Source organism: Polaromonas sp. CT11-55 (assembly GCF_047303325.1).
Taxonomy (GTDB): domain Bacteria; phylum Pseudomonadota; class Gammaproteobacteria; order Burkholderiales; family Burkholderiaceae_C; genus Polaromonas.
Genome location: NZ_JBKBEX010000009.1, coordinates 78,975 through 98,515 on the forward strand (window position 1 = coordinate 78,975; position 19,541 = coordinate 98,515).

Annotated in this window: 21 protein-coding genes and 1 tRNA gene; 8 read left to right on the forward strand and 14 right to left on the reverse strand. The window is 63.7% G+C overall.

All coding sequences use genetic code 11. From position 1 onward, the window contains the following. Positions 1-4: 4 nt before the first annotated feature. The 6 genes from rplT (at position 5) to ACEN8I_RS10925 (ending at position 5,223) form a co-directional block, all read left to right on the forward strand. Positions 5-364 carry a 50S ribosomal protein L20 gene (gene rplT / locus ACEN8I_RS10900; RefSeq protein WP_007870727.1) on the forward strand — a complete coding sequence of 120 codons (360 nt, stop codon included), beginning with the start codon at positions 5-7 and terminating at the stop codon, positions 362-364. A gap of 181 nt (positions 365-545) precedes the next feature. Continuing rightward, on the forward strand, positions 546-1,610 hold the full coding sequence (gene pheS / locus ACEN8I_RS10905; RefSeq protein ID WP_413328439.1) for a phenylalanine--tRNA ligase subunit alpha: 1,065 nt from the start codon (positions 546-548) through the stop codon (positions 1,608-1,610). A gap of 31 nt (positions 1,611-1,641) precedes the next feature. Continuing rightward, entirely contained in the window at positions 1,642-4,068 is a 2,427-nt protein-coding gene (gene pheT / locus ACEN8I_RS10910) for a phenylalanine--tRNA ligase subunit beta (protein ID WP_413328440.1), read from the forward strand. Next, positions 4,065-4,442 (forward strand): integration host factor subunit alpha, encoded by a 378-nt coding sequence (locus ACEN8I_RS10915; protein ID WP_256375431.1) that lies wholly within the window; start codon positions 4,065-4,067, stop codon positions 4,440-4,442. The genes pheT and ACEN8I_RS10915 overlap by 4 nt, the downstream gene beginning before the upstream one ends. Positions 4,443-4,621: 179 nt before the next feature. Next, positions 4,622-5,110: a MerR family transcriptional regulator gene (locus ACEN8I_RS10920; protein ID WP_413328441.1), complete on the forward strand. Its 489-nt coding sequence runs from the start codon at positions 4,622-4,624 to the stop codon at positions 5,108-5,110. A gap of 36 nt (positions 5,111-5,146) precedes the next feature. Then, positions 5,147-5,223: transfer RNA gene (locus ACEN8I_RS10925), tRNA-Pro, on the forward strand. Positions 5,224-5,283: 60 nt separating this feature from the next. On the opposite strand, the gene ACEN8I_RS10930 is transcribed toward ACEN8I_RS10925, so the two are convergent. Next, positions 5,284-6,006 carry an aspartate/glutamate racemase family protein gene (locus tag ACEN8I_RS10930; protein WP_413328442.1) on the reverse strand — a complete coding sequence of 241 codons (723 nt, stop codon included), beginning with the start codon at positions 6,004-6,006 and terminating at the stop codon, positions 5,284-5,286. 121 nt (positions 6,007-6,127) lie between these two features. Next, positions 6,128-6,919: a LysR family transcriptional regulator gene (locus ACEN8I_RS10935; RefSeq protein ID WP_413328443.1), complete on the reverse strand. Its 792-nt coding sequence runs from the start codon at positions 6,917-6,919 to the stop codon at positions 6,128-6,130. Between the two features lie 52 nt (positions 6,920-6,971). On the opposite strand from ACEN8I_RS10935, the gene ACEN8I_RS10940 reads away from it, so the two are divergent. Next, positions 6,972-7,670: an aldolase gene (locus ACEN8I_RS10940; protein ID WP_413328444.1), complete on the forward strand. Its 699-nt coding sequence runs from the start codon at positions 6,972-6,974 to the stop codon at positions 7,668-7,670. On the opposite strand, the gene ACEN8I_RS10945 is transcribed toward ACEN8I_RS10940, so the two are convergent. The 10 genes from ACEN8I_RS10945 to ACEN8I_RS10990 form a co-directional block, all read right to left on the reverse strand. Further along, on the reverse strand, positions 7,667-8,647 hold the full coding sequence (locus tag ACEN8I_RS10945; protein ID WP_413328445.1) for a recombination-associated protein RdgC: 981 nt from the start codon (positions 8,645-8,647) through the stop codon (positions 7,667-7,669). The two genes, ACEN8I_RS10940 and ACEN8I_RS10945, sit on opposite strands and share 4 nt — an antisense overlap. Before the next feature lie 135 nt (positions 8,648-8,782). Beyond that, a complete protein-coding gene (locus tag ACEN8I_RS10950) occupies positions 8,783-9,337 on the reverse strand; it encodes an NUDIX hydrolase (RefSeq protein WP_413328446.1) in 555 nt (184 codons plus the stop codon). 109 nt (positions 9,338-9,446) lie between these two features. Next, a complete protein-coding gene (locus ACEN8I_RS10955; RefSeq protein WP_413328447.1) occupies positions 9,447-10,499 on the reverse strand; it encodes a TRAP transporter substrate-binding protein in 1,053 nt (350 codons plus the stop codon). An 87-nt stretch (positions 10,500-10,586) separates the two neighbouring features. Next, positions 10,587-11,906, reverse strand: a complete 1,320-nt coding sequence (locus ACEN8I_RS10960) for a TRAP transporter large permease (RefSeq protein ID WP_413328448.1) — start codon at positions 11,904-11,906, stop codon at positions 10,587-10,589. Next, entirely contained in the window at positions 11,903-12,385 is a 483-nt protein-coding gene (locus tag ACEN8I_RS10965) for a TRAP transporter small permease (protein WP_413328449.1), read from the reverse strand. Before ACEN8I_RS10965 ends, ACEN8I_RS10960 begins: the two co-directional genes overlap by 4 nt. Before the next feature lie 243 nt (positions 12,386-12,628). Continuing rightward, positions 12,629-13,324, reverse strand: coding sequence for a fumarylacetoacetate hydrolase family protein (locus ACEN8I_RS10970; protein ID WP_413328450.1), 696 nt, complete (start codon positions 13,322-13,324; stop codon positions 12,629-12,631). After that, entirely contained in the window at positions 13,321-14,418 is a 1,098-nt protein-coding gene (gene gtdA, locus ACEN8I_RS10975) for a gentisate 1,2-dioxygenase (protein ID WP_413328451.1), read from the reverse strand. Before gtdA ends, ACEN8I_RS10970 begins: the two co-directional genes overlap by 4 nt. A gap of 19 nt (positions 14,419-14,437) precedes the next feature. After that, the gene (locus tag ACEN8I_RS10980; protein WP_413328452.1) at positions 14,438-15,802 is read right to left on the reverse strand and encodes an FAD-dependent oxidoreductase; all 1,365 of its coding nucleotides are present in this window, start codon (positions 15,800-15,802) and stop codon (positions 14,438-14,440) included. 217 nt (positions 15,803-16,019) lie between these two features. After that, positions 16,020-16,988, reverse strand: a complete 969-nt coding sequence (locus tag ACEN8I_RS10985; protein ID WP_413328453.1) for a Bug family tripartite tricarboxylate transporter substrate binding protein — start codon at positions 16,986-16,988, stop codon at positions 16,020-16,022. 24 nt (positions 16,989-17,012) lie between these two features. Continuing rightward, a complete protein-coding gene (locus ACEN8I_RS10990) occupies positions 17,013-18,212 on the reverse strand; it encodes a 3-hydroxybenzoate 6-monooxygenase (RefSeq protein WP_413328454.1) in 1,200 nt (399 codons plus the stop codon). Between the two features lie 134 nt (positions 18,213-18,346). Here ACEN8I_RS10990 and ACEN8I_RS10995 point away from each other — a divergent pair, with 134 nt between their 5' ends. After that, the gene (locus ACEN8I_RS10995) at positions 18,347-18,790 is read left to right on the forward strand and encodes a MarR family winged helix-turn-helix transcriptional regulator (RefSeq protein ID WP_413328456.1); all 444 of its coding nucleotides are present in this window, start codon (positions 18,347-18,349) and stop codon (positions 18,788-18,790) included. An 88-nt stretch (positions 18,791-18,878) separates the two neighbouring features. On the opposite strand, the gene ACEN8I_RS11000 is transcribed toward ACEN8I_RS10995, so the two are convergent. Continuing rightward, positions 18,879-19,181 (reverse strand): antibiotic biosynthesis monooxygenase family protein, encoded by a 303-nt coding sequence (locus ACEN8I_RS11000; RefSeq protein WP_413328457.1) that lies wholly within the window; start codon positions 19,179-19,181, stop codon positions 18,879-18,881. Between the two features lie 28 nt (positions 19,182-19,209). Continuing rightward, positions 19,210-19,533, reverse strand: a complete 324-nt coding sequence (locus tag ACEN8I_RS11005) for a 2Fe-2S iron-sulfur cluster-binding protein (RefSeq protein WP_413328458.1) — start codon at positions 19,531-19,533, stop codon at positions 19,210-19,212. Positions 19,534-19,541: the final 8 nt, after the last annotated feature.

Here is a 19,541-nt window from a genome sequence, read left to right on the forward strand (position 1 = left end):
ACACATGCCTCGCGTCAAACGTGGTGTAACGGCTCGCGCCCGCCACAAAAAAGTTTTAACCCTTGCAAAAGGTTTCCGCGGCCGCCGCGGCAATGTCTTCCGTATCGCCAAAGAAGCGGTAATGAAGGCCGGGCAATATGCCTACCGTGACCGCCGTACCAAGAAGCGCGTGTTCCGCCAGTTGTGGATCGCCCGTATCAATGCTGCAAGCCGTTCATTCGGCCTGACCTACAGCCAGTTCGCCAACGGCCTGAAGAAAGCCGGCATCGAGATCGACCGCAAGGTTCTGTCCGACATGGCCATCAATGACAGCGCTGCTTTCGGCGCCATCGTTGAACAGGTGAAAGCCAAGCTGGCCGCCTGATTTTCAGGCCAGGCAGTATTGACGCTACTCAATCGCTGCCTGCGCAAGAAAATAAGGGCTGGAGCTTGAAAAGGCTCTGGCCCTTTTTTATGGTTTTTTCCGCAGTGCTTACTCTCCGCTGGCGTGATGCGAGTGCTGCCGAAAGCGCCTTTGCCGTTTTGTATTTCGAACAAGAGAACGTATGACCCAACCTGATGCCCTCCAAGAACTGGTCAGCAGCGCCCAGGCCAGCTTTGCGCAGGCCAACACGCCCGCCGATCTGGAAAACGCCAAAGCGCAGTTTCTGGGCAAGACCGGCCGCGTAACCGAGTTGATGAAGGGCATGGCGGCCCTCAGTGTGGAAGAGAAAAAATCCCGCGGTGCCGCCATCAACCTGGCCAAGCAGGCCATTGAAGCCGCGTTGAACGCGCGCCGCCAGGCGCTGGCCGATGCCGAGCTGCAAAAGCAGCTGAAAGCAGAAGCGCTCGACGTGAGCCTGCCCGGTCGCCAGCGCGTGCAGGGCGGCCTGCATCCCGTGTCGCTGACGCTGGAACGTATCGAAGGCATTTTCGGCTCCATGGGTTTCGACGTGGCCCAGGGCCCCGAGATCGAGACCGACTGGTTCAACTTCACCGCGCTTAACACGCCTGAAGACCATCCGGCGCGGTCCATGCACGACACCTTTTACGTCGAAGGCGGCACCGAGGCCGCGCCCAACCTGCTGCGCACCCATACCAGCCCGATGCAGATCCGCTATGCGGTGCAGCATGTCAAGAAGCACCGTGCCCTGATTGATGCCGGCGGCCGCATGCCCGAGATCCGCGTCATCGCGCCGGGCCGCACCTACCGTGTCGACAGTGATGCCACCCACTCGCCCATGTTCCACCAGTGTGAAGGCCTGTGGATAGGCGAGAACGTGAGCTTCAAGGACCTCAAGTTCGTCTTCACCGATTTTTGCCGCACCTTCTTTGAAAGCGACGACCTGGTGCTGCGTTTTAGGCCCAGCTTTTTCCCCTTCACCGAGCCCAGCGCCGAGATCGACATCCAGTTCCAGACCGGTCCGCTTGCCGGCCGCTGGCTGGAAGTGGCCGGCTCCGGCCAGGTGCACCCGAACGTGGTGCGCAACATGGGCCTGGATCCCGAGAAATACATCGGCTTTGCCTTCGGCATGGGCCCGGACCGCCTGACCATGCTGCGCTATGGTGTCAACGACCTGCGCCTGTTCTTCGACGGCGACATCCGCTTCCTCTCGCAGTTCCAGTCATAAGCCACAAGAACAAGAACAACAAGGTCTCACCATGCAATTCCCAGAATCCTGGTTGCGCGAATTCTGCAACCCGCCGCTCAGTACCCAGCAGCTCGCCGACACCCTCACCATGGCCGGCCTGGAGGTCGAAGAGCTCAAGCCCGTGGCGCCGCCCTTCACCAAGATCGTCGTCGGTGAAATCAAGGAGGCCGTCCAGCATCCTGACGCCGACCGCCTGCGCGTCTGCCAGGTCGACGTGGGGCAGGGTAGCCTGCTCAACATCGTCTGCGGCGCGCCCAACGCCCGCGTCGGTATCAAGGTGCCCTGCGCCCTGGTCGGCGCCGAACTGCCGCCCGGCGAAGACGGCAAACCTTTCCTGATCAAGGTCGGCAAGCTGCGCGGCGTCGAAAGCCAGGGCATGCTGTGCTCGGCGCGCGAACTCAAGCTCTCCGAAGACCACGGCGGCCTGCTCGAACTGGCTGCCGATGCGCCGCTGGGCCAGGACATCCGCGAACACCTGCGCCTGGACGACACCCTGTTCACCCTCAAGCTCACGCCCAACCTCGCGCATTGCCTGAGCGTCTACGGCGTCGCGCGCGAAGTCGCAGCGCTCACCGGCGCGCCGCTGCACACGCCGTCCATCCCGGCCGTGGCCGCGGCCGACACGACCAAGGTGCCGGTCAAGATCAGCGCCCCCGATCTCTGCGGCCGCTTTTCGGGCCGCGTGGTGCGCAATGTCGACACCAAGGCCGCGACGCCGCAATGGATGGTGGACCGCTTGGCGCGCTGCGGCCAGCGCAGCGTGACCGCGCTGGTCGACATCTCCAACTACGTGATGTTCGAGCTCGGCCGTCCCTCGCACATCTTTGACCTCGACAAAATCCACGGCGGACTTGACGTCCGCTGGGGCAAGCCCGGCGAGACGCTCAAGCTGCTCAACGGCAATACCGTGACGGTTGATGAAAAGGTTGGCGTGATCGCCGACGATGCCCAGGTTGAGTCCCTGGCCGGCATCATGGGCGGCGATGCCACCGCGGTGTCCGACGACACCAAACATGTTTACGTGGAAGCCGCTTTCTGGTGGCCCAAGTCCATTGCCGGCCGTTCGCGCCGCTACAACTTCTCGACCGATGCGGGCCACCGTTTCGAGCGCGGCGTTGACCCCGGCCAGACCGTGGAGCACATAGAGCGCATCACCCAGCTGATCATCGACATCTGCGGCACGCCGCAAACCGCCTGCGGCCCCATGGACGACCAGCAGGTCAATGTGCCCAAGGCGGCACCTGTCACGCTGCGTGTGGCGCGTGCCGCCAAGGTCATCGGCATGCCGCTCACGCAGGCGCAATGCCTGGACGCGATCCAGCGCCTGGGCTTGCCGGTGGCGCAGGGCGAGGGCACGCTGACCGTGACGCCGCCCAGCTACCGCTTTGACCTGCAGATCGAGGAAGACCTCATCGAGGAAGTGGTGCGCATGGTGGGCTACCAGCAGTTGCCCGACACGCCGCCGCTGGCGCCCATCACGGCGCGGCTGCGTCTCGAGGCCGAGCGCAGCCCCTTTGCCGTGCGCCGCGCACTGGCTTCCTTGGGCTACCAGGAAACCATTAACTTCAGCTTTGTGGAAGAGCGCTGGGAGCACGAACTCGCCGGCAACGCTAACCCCATCAAGCTGCTCAACCCGATCGCCAGCCAGATGAGCGTCATGCGCTCCTCGCTGCTGGGCTCGCTGCTGCAGGTGCTCAAGTTCAACCTGGACCGCAAGGCTTCTCGCGTGAACGTGTTTGAGTTGGGCCGCGTCTTCCTGCGTGATGCCCAGGCCCAGAACACAGACACCACCGTAGCTGGTTTCAGCCAACCCATGCGCGTCGCCGGCCTGGCCTACGGTCCTCGGGCTGCCCTGAGTTGGAGTCAGTCCGACAAGGCAGTGGATTTCTTCGACATCAAGGGCGATGTCGAGGCTTTGCTCGCGCCGCTCCAGGCGGTCTTTGCGCCCGCCGCGCATCCCGCCATGCACCCCGGCCGCTGCGCCAGCGTGTCGGTGGGCGGCAAGGCCATAGGCTTTGTGGGCGAGCTGCATCCGCAGTGGCGCCAGGGCTATGACCTGGCCCAGGCGCCACTGCTGTTCGAGCTCGAACTGGACGCGGTCCTGCAGCGCCCGGTGCCCGAGTTCAAGCCGGTCAGCAAACTCCAGCCCGTGGAGCGCGATATCGCCGTCATCGTGCCGGAGAGTGCCACACACGCCGCGCTCATGGCGGCCATTCACGGCGCGGCCACGCAAGGCCTGCTCAAGGATGCCGCCCTGTTTGACGTCTACAGGCCGCAACAGGCCAGCGCCAGCATGCAACTGGGCGAAAAAAGCCTGGCCGTGCGCTTGGTGCTTTCGAGCGACACCGCTACACTGACCGACGAGGAGATTGAGGCGGCCGTTCAGGCGGTTCTCGCGAATCTGCAGGGTCAACTCGGGGCGCGCCTGCGTGCCTGAGGCTTCCACGAACCTTCCAAAATAAAAAACGCCAGGAGCACTGCCGCATGGAATTTTCTGTAGAAAGCCTGGAGACCCCGGCACTGACCAAGGCGCATCTTGCCGAATTGCTGTTTGAGCAGATAGGGCTCAACAAACGCGAATCGAAAGACATGATTGACGCGTTTTTCGACCTGATTTCGGACAGCCTGGTGGACGGAAATGATGTAAAAATTTCCGGTTTTGGCAATTTCCAGATCCGCACCAAGGCGCCGCGTCCCGGCCGCAACCCCCGCACTGGCGAAGCCATCCCCATCCAGGCCCGTCGCGTGGTCACTTTCCACGCCAGCCACAAGCTCAAAGACCAGATTCAGGGCGAAAACCCGGCCGAATAGCCCCCGGGCTGCGCTCGCGGGCAGCGCGGACACCGTCTTATTGCACCGCAGTGGCGAGTTGGTAACTTCGTGTTACTTGTGTGACGGAGCAACAGATTTCAAAAAAGCCAAGCAACTCTTTGCGCTAACTTTCGACTTAGAGTAGATTTGGAGGTTTCCTCCTTAGCGCATTGATTTAATTGGAGAAAACTCTTCCACCCATCCCGGCGAAACGCTATTTCACTATCGGTGAAGTCAGCGATTTGTGCGGCGTCAAACCTCACGTGCTCCGTTATTGGGAGCAAGAGTTTACGCAGCTGCGCCCGATGAAAAGGCGCGGCAACCGGCGCTACTACCAGCACCATGAGGTGCTCATGATCCGGCGCATCCGCGACCTGCTCTACGACCAGGGCTTCACAATCAGCGGCGCGCGCAACAAGCTTCAGGAAATCGTCCAGATCGAACGCGACAAGCGCCGCAACGGGGAGGTCATGCTTGACGGTGTTGAAGTGCTTGAAGGCGGCGATTCGCTGCTCGAAGACTTTGAGGACTCCACCGACCAAGCCGACTTTGAAGACAGCGAACCCGAGGGCGCCGACCTGCCCACGGGGGCTGCAGCGCAGCAAAGGTTGCTGCTGGTGCGCCGCGAGTTGTTCGAAATCCGCGATCTCCTGAGCAACAACCACTGAGAAGTGCTTTGCGGCAGGCTATAATCTAAGGCTTGTCGGTGTGTGGCGCAGCCTGGTAGCGCACTTGCATGGGGTGCAAGGGGTCGAAGGTTCGAATCCTTTCACACCGACCATTAAAACCAACAGAGAGCCGGTTAGCGTTTGCTAACCGGCTTTTTTGTTTTTGTCCGCGATTACCCGGCCGTAGTTGCGCCCTCTACCGCCCGGCGAAGCGCGGCCCGCGCCAGCAGGCGCGTCGAGTCCAGGGTCGGCAAGGGCGAGTTCGCGTCACTCATGATCAGCGGAATCTCGGTGCAGCCCAGCACCACGGCATCGCAGCCTGCGCCCTTCATGCGCGACATGACTTGCTGGAAATAGGTGATCGCCTCGGGTTTGAACACGCCGTAAACCAGCTCGTCCATGATGATGCGGTTGATCTCGTCACGTTCGGCATCGGTGGGCCGCAGGAAGTCCAGCCCGCGCGCGCGGAGCTTCTCAGGGTAGACCTCGCTGCCCACCAGCCAGCGTGTGCCGGTGATACCCAGGCGGAGAAACCCACGCTGCGCGGCTTCCGCGGCGACGACTTCGGCGATGTGCAGCCAGGGCAGCGGTGATCGCGCCTCCACGTGGGCGAAGGCCTGGTGAATCGTGTTGTCGGGGCAGATCAGGAAGTCGGCGCCCGCCGCCTTGAGCTTGTGGACCGAGGCCAGCATGATGTCGCCGACGCCGCGCCAGTCGTTCTGGTAAATGCAGGCCATGTAGTCGGAGAGCGAGGGCGTGTGCAGCGATACCTCGGGATGGGCGTGCGGGCCCAGCAGCTTGGCGCCTTCGGTGCAGATGGTCTGGTAACAAAGCGCCGCGCCTTCCGCGGAGCAGCCGACGATGCCGATGTGTTGGGGTTTGGTGCTGGGGTTCATGGGCTTGGATGGGTGTTGATGTGCGAAGGCCTGTTTGCCGGCACTTGTTGGATCAGCTAGCGCCGCTGCTGCGTGTTTTCAATCCCCCGGAAAACCCTGAGCGCGCGGCTGCCTGTTCTGTTTATTTGCCGATGGAGTCGGCAAGAAATGCGACCAGCTGGCGTTGCGCTGTGTTCAGGGGCATGGGCGACGAGACCAAGGCCAGCTCGGTGGGCGGCAACGGCGGAAACCCGTCTGCCTCGCCCAGCGCGCGATGCTCCGGCAGGACGGCCGTCGTCGGCAGCACACTGATGCCCAGGCCCGATGCGACGGCGGCCTGTATGCCGGTGAGGCTGTGGCTGCCAAATACCACGCGCCAGCGTTTGCCGATCTTGTCCAGCGCCCGGACGGCGCGCTGCCGGTAAACGCAGCCTTGCGGGAACACGGCCAGCGGCACTTCTTCGTTGTTGGGCATGGCAGTCTTTCCCGTGACCCACACGAGGGATTCGGGCCAGGATGCGATGCATTCTCCGCTGCCGGGTTCCCGCTTGACCAGCGCGATGTCGATCTCGCCCAGGTGCAGCTTGTGGTGCAGGTCTGTGCTCATGCCGCTCACGGTGTCCAGCCGTACGCCCGGATGGATGGCCAGGAAGTCCGACAGCATGGCTGACATACGCTGCGCGTTGAAGTCCTCGGGCACGCCCACGCGCACCGGCGCCAGCACCGTGGGGGCTGACAGCATGTCTTCGGCCTCCTGGGCAATCGCAAGCAGGCGGCGCGCATAGGCAGCGAGGATCTCGCCGTGCTCGGTGGGGCTGACGCGCTTGCCTGTCCTGTCACGCGTTAGCAGGGCGCGGCCGACGTTGTCTTCCAGCTTGCTGATTTGCTGGCTCACGGTGGACTGGGTGCGGTGCACGCGCTCGGCGGCACTCACGGCGAAAAGCCGGCGTCTGGACCTGTCTTCAGCCGCCGTCCGGCAGGCCCGCATGGAGCTGGCCGCCTGCTTCCAGCTCGCGGCCAGATTCGGCCTGGAAGAAGGTATCTGCAACCACTTCTCCGCGCTCGTGCCGGGCCATGAGGACCTGTTCTTCGTGAACCCCTACGGTTACGCCTTCCGGGAAATCACCGCGTCGCGCCTGCTGGTCTGTGACTTTGACGGCAATGTGCTGGACGGCGAGGGCCAGCCCGAGGCGACCGCGTTTTTCATCCATGCGCGCCTGCACCGCTTGCAGCCGCGCGTGCGCGTCGCCTTTCATACCCATATGCCCAACGCCACGGCGCTCAGCATGCTGGAAGGCCCGCCGCTGCTGTGGCTGGGCCAGACCGCGCTGAAGTTCTACGGGCGCGTCGCGGTCGACGAGCACTACAACGGCCTGGCGCTTGACAACTCCGAGGGCGACCGCATCAGCGCCACGCTGGGCGACGCCGACGTGGTGCTTCTCAAGAACCACGGCGTGATCGTGACCGGCCCCACGGTGGCCGAAGCCTGGGATGACCTGTATTACCTGGAGCGCGCCGCCGAAGTCCAGCTCAAGGCCATGAGCACGGGGCGGCCGCTGCGCGGCATTCCGCATGAGGTGGCGCAGCGCGCCTACGAGCAGATGCGGGTGGGTGACCCCGCGAGTGCGCGGGCGCACCTGGACAGCATGCTGCGCCTTCTGGAGAAAGACGGCGTGCGGTTTTAGGCCGGCTCGGGCACCGGTTCGGCCGCCGCGGCCTGCCCGGCAGCGGCCTCGCCTTCGCCCAGTTCACCGCCCAGCGCATCCAGCAGGTCGGGGATCAGCGAGGACAGCTCGCCGGTGATGATGGCTGCGTCGGTATCAAAGCCGTCGTCGTCCTTGCCGCTTTCCTGCACGCCGTCCAGCACTACGTCGAGCAGTTTGAGTTTTTTGAGTTGCGCGGTTTCAGTGAGCACAAAGGACACGCGCTCGTTCCAGGTCATGGCCAGCTGCGTGGGCAGCTTGCCGGCTGCGATGTGCTGGGCCACTTCGTCGATGTCCAGCGTATGGCGCGAATAGCGCACCGTCGCTTTCTGGTCGTCGGGCGTCTTGAGTTCGCAGTCGCGATCCACCGTGAAGTTGTAAGGTGCTTCGCGGGTCGACAGCCAGTGCGACATCGCGGCGGCGGCCGACATCTGCGTCTGTATGGGGCTGGCCTTGAGGCCGGGCAGGGCGCCGGGGATTTCGCTGAGCGCCTCCACCAGGTAGCTGATCACTTTGTCGGCGCCCGTGAGGTTGCCGGAATCGACCACCAGGAATTTGTTCACCGGGTCTATCCACAGCGTGGTGGTGGATCGTTTGGTGAAGGCCCGCGGCAGCAGGTCCAGCATGACTTCCTGCTTGAACTCTTTTTTGATCTTGGCGCCCACGCGCTCGCGGCCGGTTTCTTCCTTGTACTTCTCAATGCGTTCGTCCACCGCGGCCTTGACGGCCGAGGAGGGCACGGGCCGGCGCTCGGTGCACAGCCGCGCAATCACCGAGCGGCCTACGCTTTCGAGCAGCACGGTGCTTTTGTTGCCGCGCGGCGGTACCCAGCCGCTGGACTCCGGCTCGGTCGCGCCGCAGGGCACAAAGCGCTGGGACTGGAAAATCTCTTCCAGCGCCTCCAGGGGCGGCAACACAAAATCATCGGCAATGCGGAAAAAGATCGCGGTATTGAACATGGATTCCAGGGGGTGGGGAACGGGAAAAGAGCCTGGCCGCGGGGCCGGGTGAAAGCGAAGGCCTTGTGGGGGATTCGCGGGTATGCAGGAAATTTTACCGGGTCTGTTGGGGCGGGCTGTGCGGTCCGCCGGCGTTCATGCGATGTCGGCGGTATGGATGCCGAAGGCGCCCTTGCGCCTGTCTTCAAAATAATGTTCCAGGGTTTCCTTGACCGTCTTGAAGGCGATCTCGTCCCAGGGAATTTCGGCTTCGGTGAACAGCCGTGCCTCTATGGTTTCGTGGCCGGGATTGAACTCGGTGCTCAAAAGCCGCGCCCGGTAAAACAAATGGACCTGGCCGACGCGCACCACATTCATCACGGTGAAAAGGCCCAGCATTTCAAATTGCGCGCCGGCCTCTTCATCCGTCTCGCGGGCCGCGCCTTCAGCGGTGGTTTCGCCCAGTTCCATGAAGCCGGCGGGCAAGGTCCACTTGCCCCAGCGCGGTTCGATATTGCGTTTGCAGAGCAGCACGTGCGCGCCGTCCTCGCCCCAGGTGGGCACGGTGCCGACCACATTGAGCGGGTTTTCATAGTGGACGGTGTTGCAGGCCGGGCAGACCGCGCGCTCCTTGGTGTCGCCGTCATCCGGCAACCGGTAGGCCACGGCGGTGCCGCAGACACGGCAGTGTTTCAGGGGAGGGCGATGCATCAAATGAGTGTAGCGGCTTCGGCGTGCGGGCAGCCTGGCCGGCCCAGGCCGACCGGCATTTAAAAACCGGGCACAGGCCCGGTTTTTTGGGGGGGCACGGATCCGGGGTTCAAACCTTGGTCGTCTTGGTATGCTTTTCGATGAGGCCGCGCGCCGTGTCGAGCAGCTTCTTGCCGTCGAAGCCCTTTTTGTTCATGTCCTCCACCCACTCGACTTCCACCGTGCGCGATTTGCGGCGGAAGTCCTGGGCTTCGGCGGCGCTCACGGTGTAAATGATGTTGCCGCGGTCGCTGGCGGTCTTGCGGCCGGGTACGTCGTTGCCCTGCTGCACCTTGCCCAGCCAGGCCGAGGTGGCCATGCCGGAGTTGTTGTCGATGACCTTTTTGAGCTCGGGCGCCAGCGAGTTGTACTTGGCCTTGTTCATGGCCATCACAAAGGTGGTGGTGTAGAGGCTGCCGCCGGCGGGGTCGAACTCGGCATGGAACTTGGTGAGCTCGTTGACTTTGACCGAAGGCACGACCTCCCAGGGGATCACGCAGCCGTTGATGGTGCCCTTGCTCAGCGCGTCGGGAATCTGCGGCAGCGGCATGCCGACCGGCGTGGCGCCCAGCACGCCCATGAGCTTGGTCACCTGGCGGGTCGGCGCGCGCAGCTTGAGGCCGCGCATGTCGGCGATGGACTTGACGGGCTTGTCCACCGTATGGATCACGCCGGGGCCGTGCACCTGCAGCGCCAGCACCTGGGTGTCCTTGAACTCGTCGGGCGCGACCGTCTGCACGTATTCCCAATAGGCCTTGGAGGTGGCTTCGGCATTGGACATCATGAAGGGCAGCTCAAACACCTCGATGCGCGGAAAGCGTCCGGCCGTGTTGCCGGGCAGTGTCCAGACCACATCGACCACGCCGTCCTTGACCTGGTCGTAGAGCTGCACCGGCGTTCCGCCCAGCTGCATGGCCGGGTAGCCTTCAAATTTGATGCGCCCGCCCGATTCCTTTTCGACTTTTTCCATCCAAGGCTTGTGCATGGCCAGCCAGACATTGGAGGTCGGCGACATGAAGGTGTGGAACTTCAGGGTCACGGCCTGCTGGGCCAGGCTGGAGAGCGCCGGCGCGCCCAGGGCTGCGGCGGCGCCGGTCTTCAAAAGTGTGCGGCGGTGGATCATGGAAATCTCCATTGGTAAAGATGATTCGACCTTATACGAAACCCAGAAAGGCCGAACCGGTGAATTCCCTTGAATGCGGCGCGGAGGTCAATTCATGAACTTCACCAGCCAGAGGGCAATGCCCGGGAATGCCAGCATCAACACGATGCGGATCAGGTCGCTGACGAGGAAGGGAAGCACGCCGCGAAAGCTTTCGCTGAGCGGTACATCCCTGGCCATGCCGTTGACCACGTAAACGTTCAGCCCCATGGGCGGAACCAGGAGCCCGAAGGAGACCACCATCAGGATCAGGATGCCGAACCAGATGGCGAGCGACTCCTTGGGCATGCCGAAATCCAGGCCCATCACGACCGGGAAAAAGATCGGGATGGTCAGCAGGATGATGGAAAGCTCCTCGGTCACCATGCCTAGCAGGAGATGCAGCGCCACGATGGCGACCATGACCCAGATCGGCGCCAGGTTCCAGCTGGCTATCAGCCCGACCAGCTGGTGCTGTATCTGTGTCAGCGCCAGTGTCGAGTTCATGATGTCGGCGCCGATGAAGATCAGGAAAATCATGGCTGAACTGGTAGCGGTGCCGTAAAAGCAATGCTTGAACTTCTCCCAGCTCATCTCACCCTTGGCCAGCGCCGCCAGGAAGGCTGTGGCCGCACCCACGGCCGCGCCTTCGGTTGGCGAGAAGAAGCCGCCGTAAATGCCGCCAAAAACGAGTGTGAACACGGCGGCAATCGGTGCCAGCCCGATGATCAATCGCGTGTTCATTTTCGGCGGGTTCTTCAATACCTCCGGCGCATGGCCCGGCACCACACGCACGTAGACCGCGATCACCAGCATGTAGCCGAGCATCGCCAGGATGCCGGGGATGGTGGCGGCGAGAAACAGCTTGGCGATGTTTTGCTCGGTCAGGATCGCGTAGATCACCAGCGGAACGGACGGAGGGATCAGTATGCCGAGCGTGCCGGCGGTGGCCAGCGTGCCGGTGGCCAGGCGTCCTGAATAGCCGTGGCGTTTCATTTCAGGCAAGGCCACACCCGTGATGGTGGCCGCGGTGGCGACGGAAGATCCGCAAATCGCGCCGAAAGCCGCGCTGGCCATCACGGCGGCCATGGCCAGCCCGCCCTTGAGCCGGCCGGTGATGGCTGCGGTGAACTCGAACAGGGACTTGCTGATGCCGCCTTGCGTGGCGAACTGGCCCATCAGGATAAAGAGCGGGATCACCGACAGGTCATAACTGGCAAAGCGCGCGAACGCCATGCTGTTCATGAAGTTGGCAAACGGGCCCCAGCCGGTCTGCATGACGTAGCCCACGGAGCCTGCCAGGAACATGCTGATGGCGATCGGCGTGCGCAGTGCCATCAGCACGAACATCAGAACGAGGACGAAGCCCGCGATGGAAAGGCCGCTCATGCCGGACTCTCCGGCTCGACCCGGAAACCAAAGACCGCCTGATGCAAGGCAATCACCGCAGTCAGCAAAAAGCCCGGAACCATGGTGACGTAGGCATACCACTCCGGAACGCCCAGCAGCATGGTGCTGGAATTGGTCTGCCACGAGTTCAGGCCACCGAGCCCGGCGCGCCAGGCCAGCAGCACAAAGCACAGGCCGAGGAGCAGGGCTCCCAGCCGGTCCAGTTGCCTATTGACGCGATGCGGCACGCGTGCGGTAAAAAAGTCGACGATGATGTTGCCGTGTTGCAATTGGCACAGGGGCATGAACAGCCCCACGGCCGCGCCGGTGGCCAGGCCGACCAGCTCAAAGTCGCCCGGAACGGTTTTGCCCAGGGTTTCGCGGCCGATGATGCTGACACAGGTCAGCAGCGTGATCGCCGTCATCAACAACCCGGCCAGGATGGCGCTCAGCTTTGACAGGTTTTCAAGGATTTTCAAGAAAGGTCTCCGAAAAGCAGAACGTGGTTTCGAGGTGGCCCCCGGACCGCATGGGCCGATTATCAGAATTGCGGCCTCATCCGGGCAGGCGGCTTACCCGAAGAGGCCGGGGTATTTGCGCGGTGATTAAAGCAGATGCGCGTTCATCGCGCAAACCACCCGCCATGAAAAACGGCCGCGCGAGGCGGCCGTTCATGCTTGTCGCCGCCGCCTGCGGTGTGGGCGCGGACATGGGTAAAGGTGTTACGCGACCTTGATGGTCAACGTGCCCAGGCCGGCCACGCTGCCGACCATGGTGTCGCCGGAGACCACCGCCCCCACACCTTCTGGCGTGCCGGTATAAATCAAATCGCCGGGCTGCAGTTCCCAGGCCGTCGACAGGTGTTCAATGGTTTCGGCGATGTTCCAGATCAGTTTGGACACATTGCTGCGCTGGCGGTCCGTGCCGTTGACCTGGATGTACAGCTCGGCATGGTTCACGTCGCCGGCCTGGGCCGCGGGCGTGATCGGGCCTATGGGCGCGGAGTGGTCGTAAGCCTTGCCTATGCACCAGGGGCGGCCCTGTTTTTTCATCTCGCCCTGCAGGTCGCGGCGCGTCATGTCCAGGCCCACTGCGTAGCCGTAGATATGCTTGTGCGCGTCGGCGGCCTTGATGTTTTTGCCGCCCGTGCCTATGGCCACGACCAGCTCGATCTCATGGTGCAGGTTTTTGGTGAGGCTCGGGTAGGGAATGGTGCCGGTGCTGCCGCCGTCCACCGCGACAATGGCGTCGGCCGGTTTCAGGAAGAAGAAGGGCGGCTCGCGGCCGGTAAAACCCATTTCCTTGGCGTGCTCTTCGTAGTTGCGGCCCACGCAGTAAATGCGGTGCACGGGAAACCGCTCTTTGCTGCCGACGACGGGGACGGACACCGTGGCCGGTGGGGTGATGACAAAACTCATGACAACCTTTCTTCTCTGTGTATGCCCAGGGCCTGGTGCACCGGGCGGTCTGAAAAACTGAACAGCACACAAGATTGCGCCGAACGCAATTGCGCAGTGTGCCACGACGGAATCACAAAATGGTCGCGCGGGCCGAATTCAAAGGTACGGGTTTCGCCACCCTGCGTGATGTCGACCGAACCCGAGCCTTCGACCACGCTGAACACGGCGCCGTCGGTCTGGCGCCAGGGCTTGCCGGCAAAGCCCGCGGGCAGGCGCTGCATAAAGGTCGCCATGGTGGGCATGGGCGAGCCGCCCGTGGCCGGGTTCACATAGCGCAGCTTCACGCCGTCCCAGGCGTCGATGTCGGCATGGGCTTCCAGTTGATGCAGGGTCTCGCGCGTGCGTTCGTAAGGGTAGCTGAAGATGGGCGAGGTCTGGCCGAAAGGTGCGTCGTAGCGCATCGGCAGCATGTTGGCGCCGTAGCGGTGGCTGCTGATGCCCAGGGGCTTGGTGACTTCCTGCTGTTTGGCGCCGCCGTTCTCGGCAAAACCCGCGTCGAAAAAACGCAGCATGGGAATGTCCAGGCCGTCCAGCCAGACCACCGGCGCGTCGGATTCGACGCGGCCTTCAAGGCCGTGGTCGTGCCAGGTCCAGCTGGGCGTGATGATGAAGTCGCCGGGCTTCATCAGCGTGCGCTCGCCGTCGACGGCGGTGAAAGCGCCGTGGCCTTCAACGACAAAACGCAGCGCGCTTTGCGTGTGGCGGTGGCTGGGTGCGATTTCACCGGGCAGGATGACCTGCAGGCCGGCGTAGAGCGACTGCGTGATGCAAGACTGCCCGCGCAGGCCGGGGTTTTCCAGGATCAGCACGCGACGCACCGCCTCTTCGGCGGTGATCAGTTCGCCCGACTGCATCAGGAAGGGACGCACGTCGGCATATTTCCACAACGCCGGCTGGCAGGGCGTGTTCGGCGACTGCGGCACCAGGGCGTGCAGCACTTCCCAGAGCGGCGTCATGCTGTGCGCCGAAATGGCCTCATAAAAAGCCTTGCGCGCGGCGCCGTTGGGCACGGCGCACTGGCCGTGGGCGGGGGGAGGGGGCGTCATGTCCATGAGGGGTGTCCTTCTTTGGTTAGAGATCGCCGTCGTTGTCGAAATACACGCCGTCCCGCGTGAGCAGCTGCTGCAGCTGCTTCACGTCGGTCTCGGCAAAACTCCGGCCCGCGCCGGGCATGGCCGCCGCCGTGCCGGCCGCTTGGCCCATCACAAAGCAGCCGCCGCTGGCGCGTGCGGCCGACTGGCCCTCATGCGTCATCGAGGCGCAGCGCCCGGCCACCAGCAGGTTGGCCACGCCCTGGGGCACCAGCATGCGCCAGGGCAGCTCGTTGTAGGTGCGGCCTTCAGCGGCGTCGACGTTGCGCGGAAACTGCCAGTCGATGCGGCCGTCGGCATGCAGCTCCATGGGCCAGGCGTTGATGCCGATGGCGTCTTCAAAACGGGCCGAGGAAAGGATGTCTTCGCCGCTCAGTGCGTACAGGCCTTTGATGCGGCGCGTCTCGCGTATGCCCACCTGGGGTGCGATGTCGACGATGGCGGAATCCGCGAAACCCGGCACTTCATTGCGCAGGAAGCGGAAGTATTCGGTGATCTGGCGCCGGCCCTCGAGTTCGCCCTCGCTCAGTTGCCGCGCGTCGGTGGCGTCCATGGCCGTGCCCTGGGCGTTGCGGATTTGCGTGACGTTGGCGCGCCATTCGGCCGGGTTCTTTTGCGGCCTGAGGATGGCGCCCTCGCGCGGAAACTTGTAGCGGCCCGGCTCACGTGCCTGGCTTTCGGCCATCAGCGTGTTGATGGCCTTGAACTCGCCGACGGCCGCCAGCGCGCGCGACGCGTCGACATGGCCGACACGGAACATGGTCGAGGGAAACAGCGCACTGCCGTGGCCGTCGCCGAGCTCAAACGGCACACCCGCGAAGTTCGCCACATCGGCATCGCCCGAGCAATCGATAAAACGTGTGGCGCGTATCGCCTGGCGGCCCGACTTGGTTTCCACCACCAGGGCGCCGATTTGGTCACCCTCCATCACCACGGCCGCGGCCCAGGCATGAAAGAGGATGTGCACGCCGGCGGCCACCAGCAGCTGGTCGGCCGCGCATTTATAGGCCGACACGTCATAGGAGCGCACGCGTATGCGGCCCTGCATGCCGTCCTGCGGCGCATTGAGGCCGCCCAGCGCGTCAATGCGCTGCAACAGGTCGTCGGCGACGCCGCGCACCACCTGCCGCATTTCGCCGTTCTTGCGGCCGTACAGGCCCGCGAAATTGGTGACGCCACCAGCCGTACCCATGCCGCCCAGGAAACCGTAGCGCTCCACCAGCAAGGTGCGCGCGCCATGCCGCGCGGCACTGACGCTGGCAGCCAGGCCGGCGGGGCCGCCGCCAATCACAACGACGTCAAATTCGCCGTAGATAGGTAGACTGCGCGCGGGTTCGGTGATCAAGTTGCACCCCCGTCCAGGCTCACTGCGTGTAGCCTGTTCCCCCCTTGAGGGGGCGGCGCCTGCGGCCTGGCAAAGCCGGTTCCGCGGCCCCCACTGGTTGTGCTCCCAGAACTCTTAAGCCCAGCATGAGCCGCGGAACCGGCTTTGCCGGGCCGCAGGCGGGCGGCCTCCTCGGGGGGCAGAGAGCTACACGCAGTGAGCGAACGTGGGGGCATCATTACTCCAGCTTGATGCCGCGCGACTGGATGATGCCGCCCAGGATGGCGGCTTCGTCCTTCACGCGGCTTTTGAGGCCATCGGGCGAAGTGCCCACGGCCTGCCAGCCCTGGTTAAACAGTTTTTGCCGGGTGTCGGCGTCGCGGATGATGCGCGGCACTTCCTGCGCCAGCCGTGCCTGGGCAGCTTTGGAGAGGTTTGCCGGGCCTATCAGCGCCGTCCACACCTCGAGGTTGACCTTGCTCACGCCGGCGTCGGCCAGCGGCGGCACCTCGGGCACCAGCGAGGAGCGCCCGCCGGCCAGGCCTATGGCCTTGAGCTTGCCGGCGCGCACATGCGGCATGGCCACGCCCGGCGGAATCAGCGCCATCTGGATCTGGCCGCCCAGCATGGCGGTGACCACCTGCGGGTTGCCGGCAAAGGGCACGTGCACCGGCGTAAGGCCGGGCACGCGGCTTTTGAGCAGTTCCATGCCCAGGTGGGCGACCGAGCCGTTGCCGACCGAGCCGTAGTTCCATTGGGCGCCGCCCTGGCGCGCGGCGGTGAAGAAGTCGGCCCCGCCGGGCTCGTTCGCGGGCGCCACCAGCACCAGCGGCGCGGTGGCCAGCAGCGAGATGGGCGTGAAATCTTTGGCTGGGTCGTAAGGCAGCTTGGGATACAGCAGCTTGGCCGAGGTCAGGTTGCCGTTGATGACGACACCCAGCGTGTGGTCGTCGGTGGCCTTGGCGACCTGGTCGGCCGCGATATTGCCCGATGCGCCGGGCTTGTTGTCGATGACCACCGGCTGGCCGAGCGCGCGGCTCAGCGGCTCGGCCAGGGTGCGGGCCGCCATGTCGGGTGTGGAGCCGCCTGGAAATCCCACGATGATGCGCACCGGTTTTGTCGGCCAGGCGGTGGGGGCCGCCGCTGCGGCTGGTTGCGCGCAGGCGGCGAAAAATACGGTGGAAAACAAGGCGAAAAAAGGCTTCATCACGGTCCCTGAGGCTTTAAAGCTTTATTGGAACAGTTTTGACGGCTCGATCCCGTCGTACATCCACTTCAGGCCGGCGAAGCCCGCGCTTTCGGTGCCGCTCTGGAACATCTGGTTGCGAAGTTCGCGCTGCACGCCGGCCGCATGGTAAATATCGCCATAAAAACGAGCGGTCAGCTGCACGCGACCGGTGCGCAGGTAGCGCTTTTGCTGGTACTTCTGGAACGCTTTTTCCACGTCGCCGCGGGTATGACGCAGCGCTTCGCGCAGGACTACAGCGTCTTCGATGGCCTGGCCTGCGCCCTGGGCCAGGTACTGCAGCATGGGGTGGGCCGCGTCGCCCAGCAAGGTCACGCGCCTGTCTGTCCAGTTCTTCACCGGTTCGCGGTCGCACAGCACCCACATCTTCCAGGTCTCTATCTTGCCCAGCAGTTCCTTGACCTGCGGGCATGCCCCGGCGAAACGCTCGTTGAGCTCGGCCGTGTCGCCAAAGGTGTTCCAGCCTTCGTCGTATTTATTGCTGTGGAAGACCGCGACCAGGTTGAAGAGTTCGCCGCGGCGCAGCGGGTAGTGCACCAGGTGGGTTTTTTCGCCGCCCCAGAGCAGCACGTCGTCGCTCCACAAATGGGCCGGAACATCCTCGCGCTTGAGCACCGCGCGGTAGGCGATGTGGCCGGACACGCGGGGCTTGCCGTCGCCGACCACGGCCTCGCGGATGCGGCTCCACATGCCGTCGGCACCTATCAGCGCGCTGCCTTCAACGACTTCACCGCCTTCAAGTTTCACAGTCACGCCGTCGGCCGACTGGTCATAGGACTCCACCTTGGCATGCGTGCGCAGGGTGATGTTGGGCTGGGCGCGGCAGGCGTCCAGGAAGACCTGGTGCAGGTCGGCGCGGTAAATCACGCCGTAGGGGAAGCCGTAAGTCGCTCGGGCCAGGTCGCCCAGCGGCACGCGCACGACTTTCTCGCCGGTGCGCACGTCGTTCATGCCCAGGCCGGTGGGGAAGAAGGCCACGCGGTTGATGGCCTCGGTCAGGCCCAGGTAGTCGAACATGCGGAAGATGTTGGGGCTCAGCTGGATGCCGGCACCGATCTCGCCGAAGCTCGCCGCCTGCTCGAACAGGGTCACACGGTGACCGTCCTGGGCCAGCACCATGGCCGCGGCCAGCCCGCCAATGCCGCCGCCCGAGACGAGGAGAGGAAGTGCGGATGTTTGTGCCATAGGTGAGAGATGGGTAAAGGCTGGGCCAGGGAGGGCTTGGGTCGGATGCCTTTATGATAAGTATACTTATTAATAGGGTGCTCGGTACCTTGGTAGTTACCCTGAATTGCAAAGCGGGCCGTTAAACTCCGCACATGGCAAAAACATTTAATTTCAGTGAAGCTCCCGGGCACCTGATCCGCCGTGCGCAACAGCTCGCGGTGGCGATTTTCATGGAGGAGACGGCCGGTTTCGATGCCACACCGGTGCAGTTTGCCATCCTGAATGCTTTGATGGACGACCCCGGCGAAGACCAGATCACGCTGTCGGGCCGGGTGGCCTTCGATCCGGCCACCTTCGGCTCGGTGATAGGGCGGCTGGAAGCCAAGGGCTGGGTCAAGCGCGAGGCCGACCCCTCCGACAAGCGCCGCAAACTGCTGTGGACCACGCCCGAGGGCGAAAAAATCGCGCTGCAGATGAAGCGCGCCGTCGGCAAGACCCAGCAGCGCATCCTGGCCCCGCTGGACGAGAACGAGCGGGTCCAGTTCAACCAGTTGCTGGCCAAGCTGGTCACCGGCCACGAGAATGACGGCCGTTAGGCCGACACGTCAACAAACAATAAAAAACAAAAACGGGGCTTTTTAGCCCCGTTTTTTTATTGGATCCGGCGAAGCCTCACGCCATACTTCAGGCCGACTTGGCGAGCAGGTCGAAATGCTCCACTGTGGGCGGGCCGGCAAAAAACGGCCCGACGATGGCGCGCCAGTCGGCAAAAGCCGGCGACTGGCGGAAGTCGACGGTGTGGTTTTCCAGCGTATCCCAGAAAATCTGCAGGATGTAGCGCTCGGGGCTTTCAATGCCCTTGTTGACCTTGAAACCCTGGAAGCCCTTGGCCTTGGAAATCACCTCCCGCAGGCCGCGCTGTATGGCTTCGTCAAAGGCGGCCTGCTGGCCGGGGTGGATGCGGATGTCGGCGAGTTCGAGAATCATGAAAAAAACACTCCTTTGCTTCGATGTCTCAGTATTGGGTTGCCGGTAACTGTACCGTCAATCCGTCCAGTGCCGGCGTGAGCTTGATCTGGCAGCTCAGGCGGCTGGCGGCAGTGCGCGGCGCGGCGGTGAATTCCAGCATGCCCAGTTCCTCGCCATCGGGCGGCGGCAGGCTGGACGCGAAGGGCTCCTGGACATGCACATGGCAGGTGGCGCAGGTCAGCAGCCCGCCGCAGTCGGCCGCGATGCCGTCAATGCCGGCCGCCACGGCTGCCTCCATCAGGCTTTTGCCGGGCTTGCCTTGTACCGAAGTGGCGCGGCCGTCGGCTGCGATGAAATGAAGGGTGATCATGAAGTGGG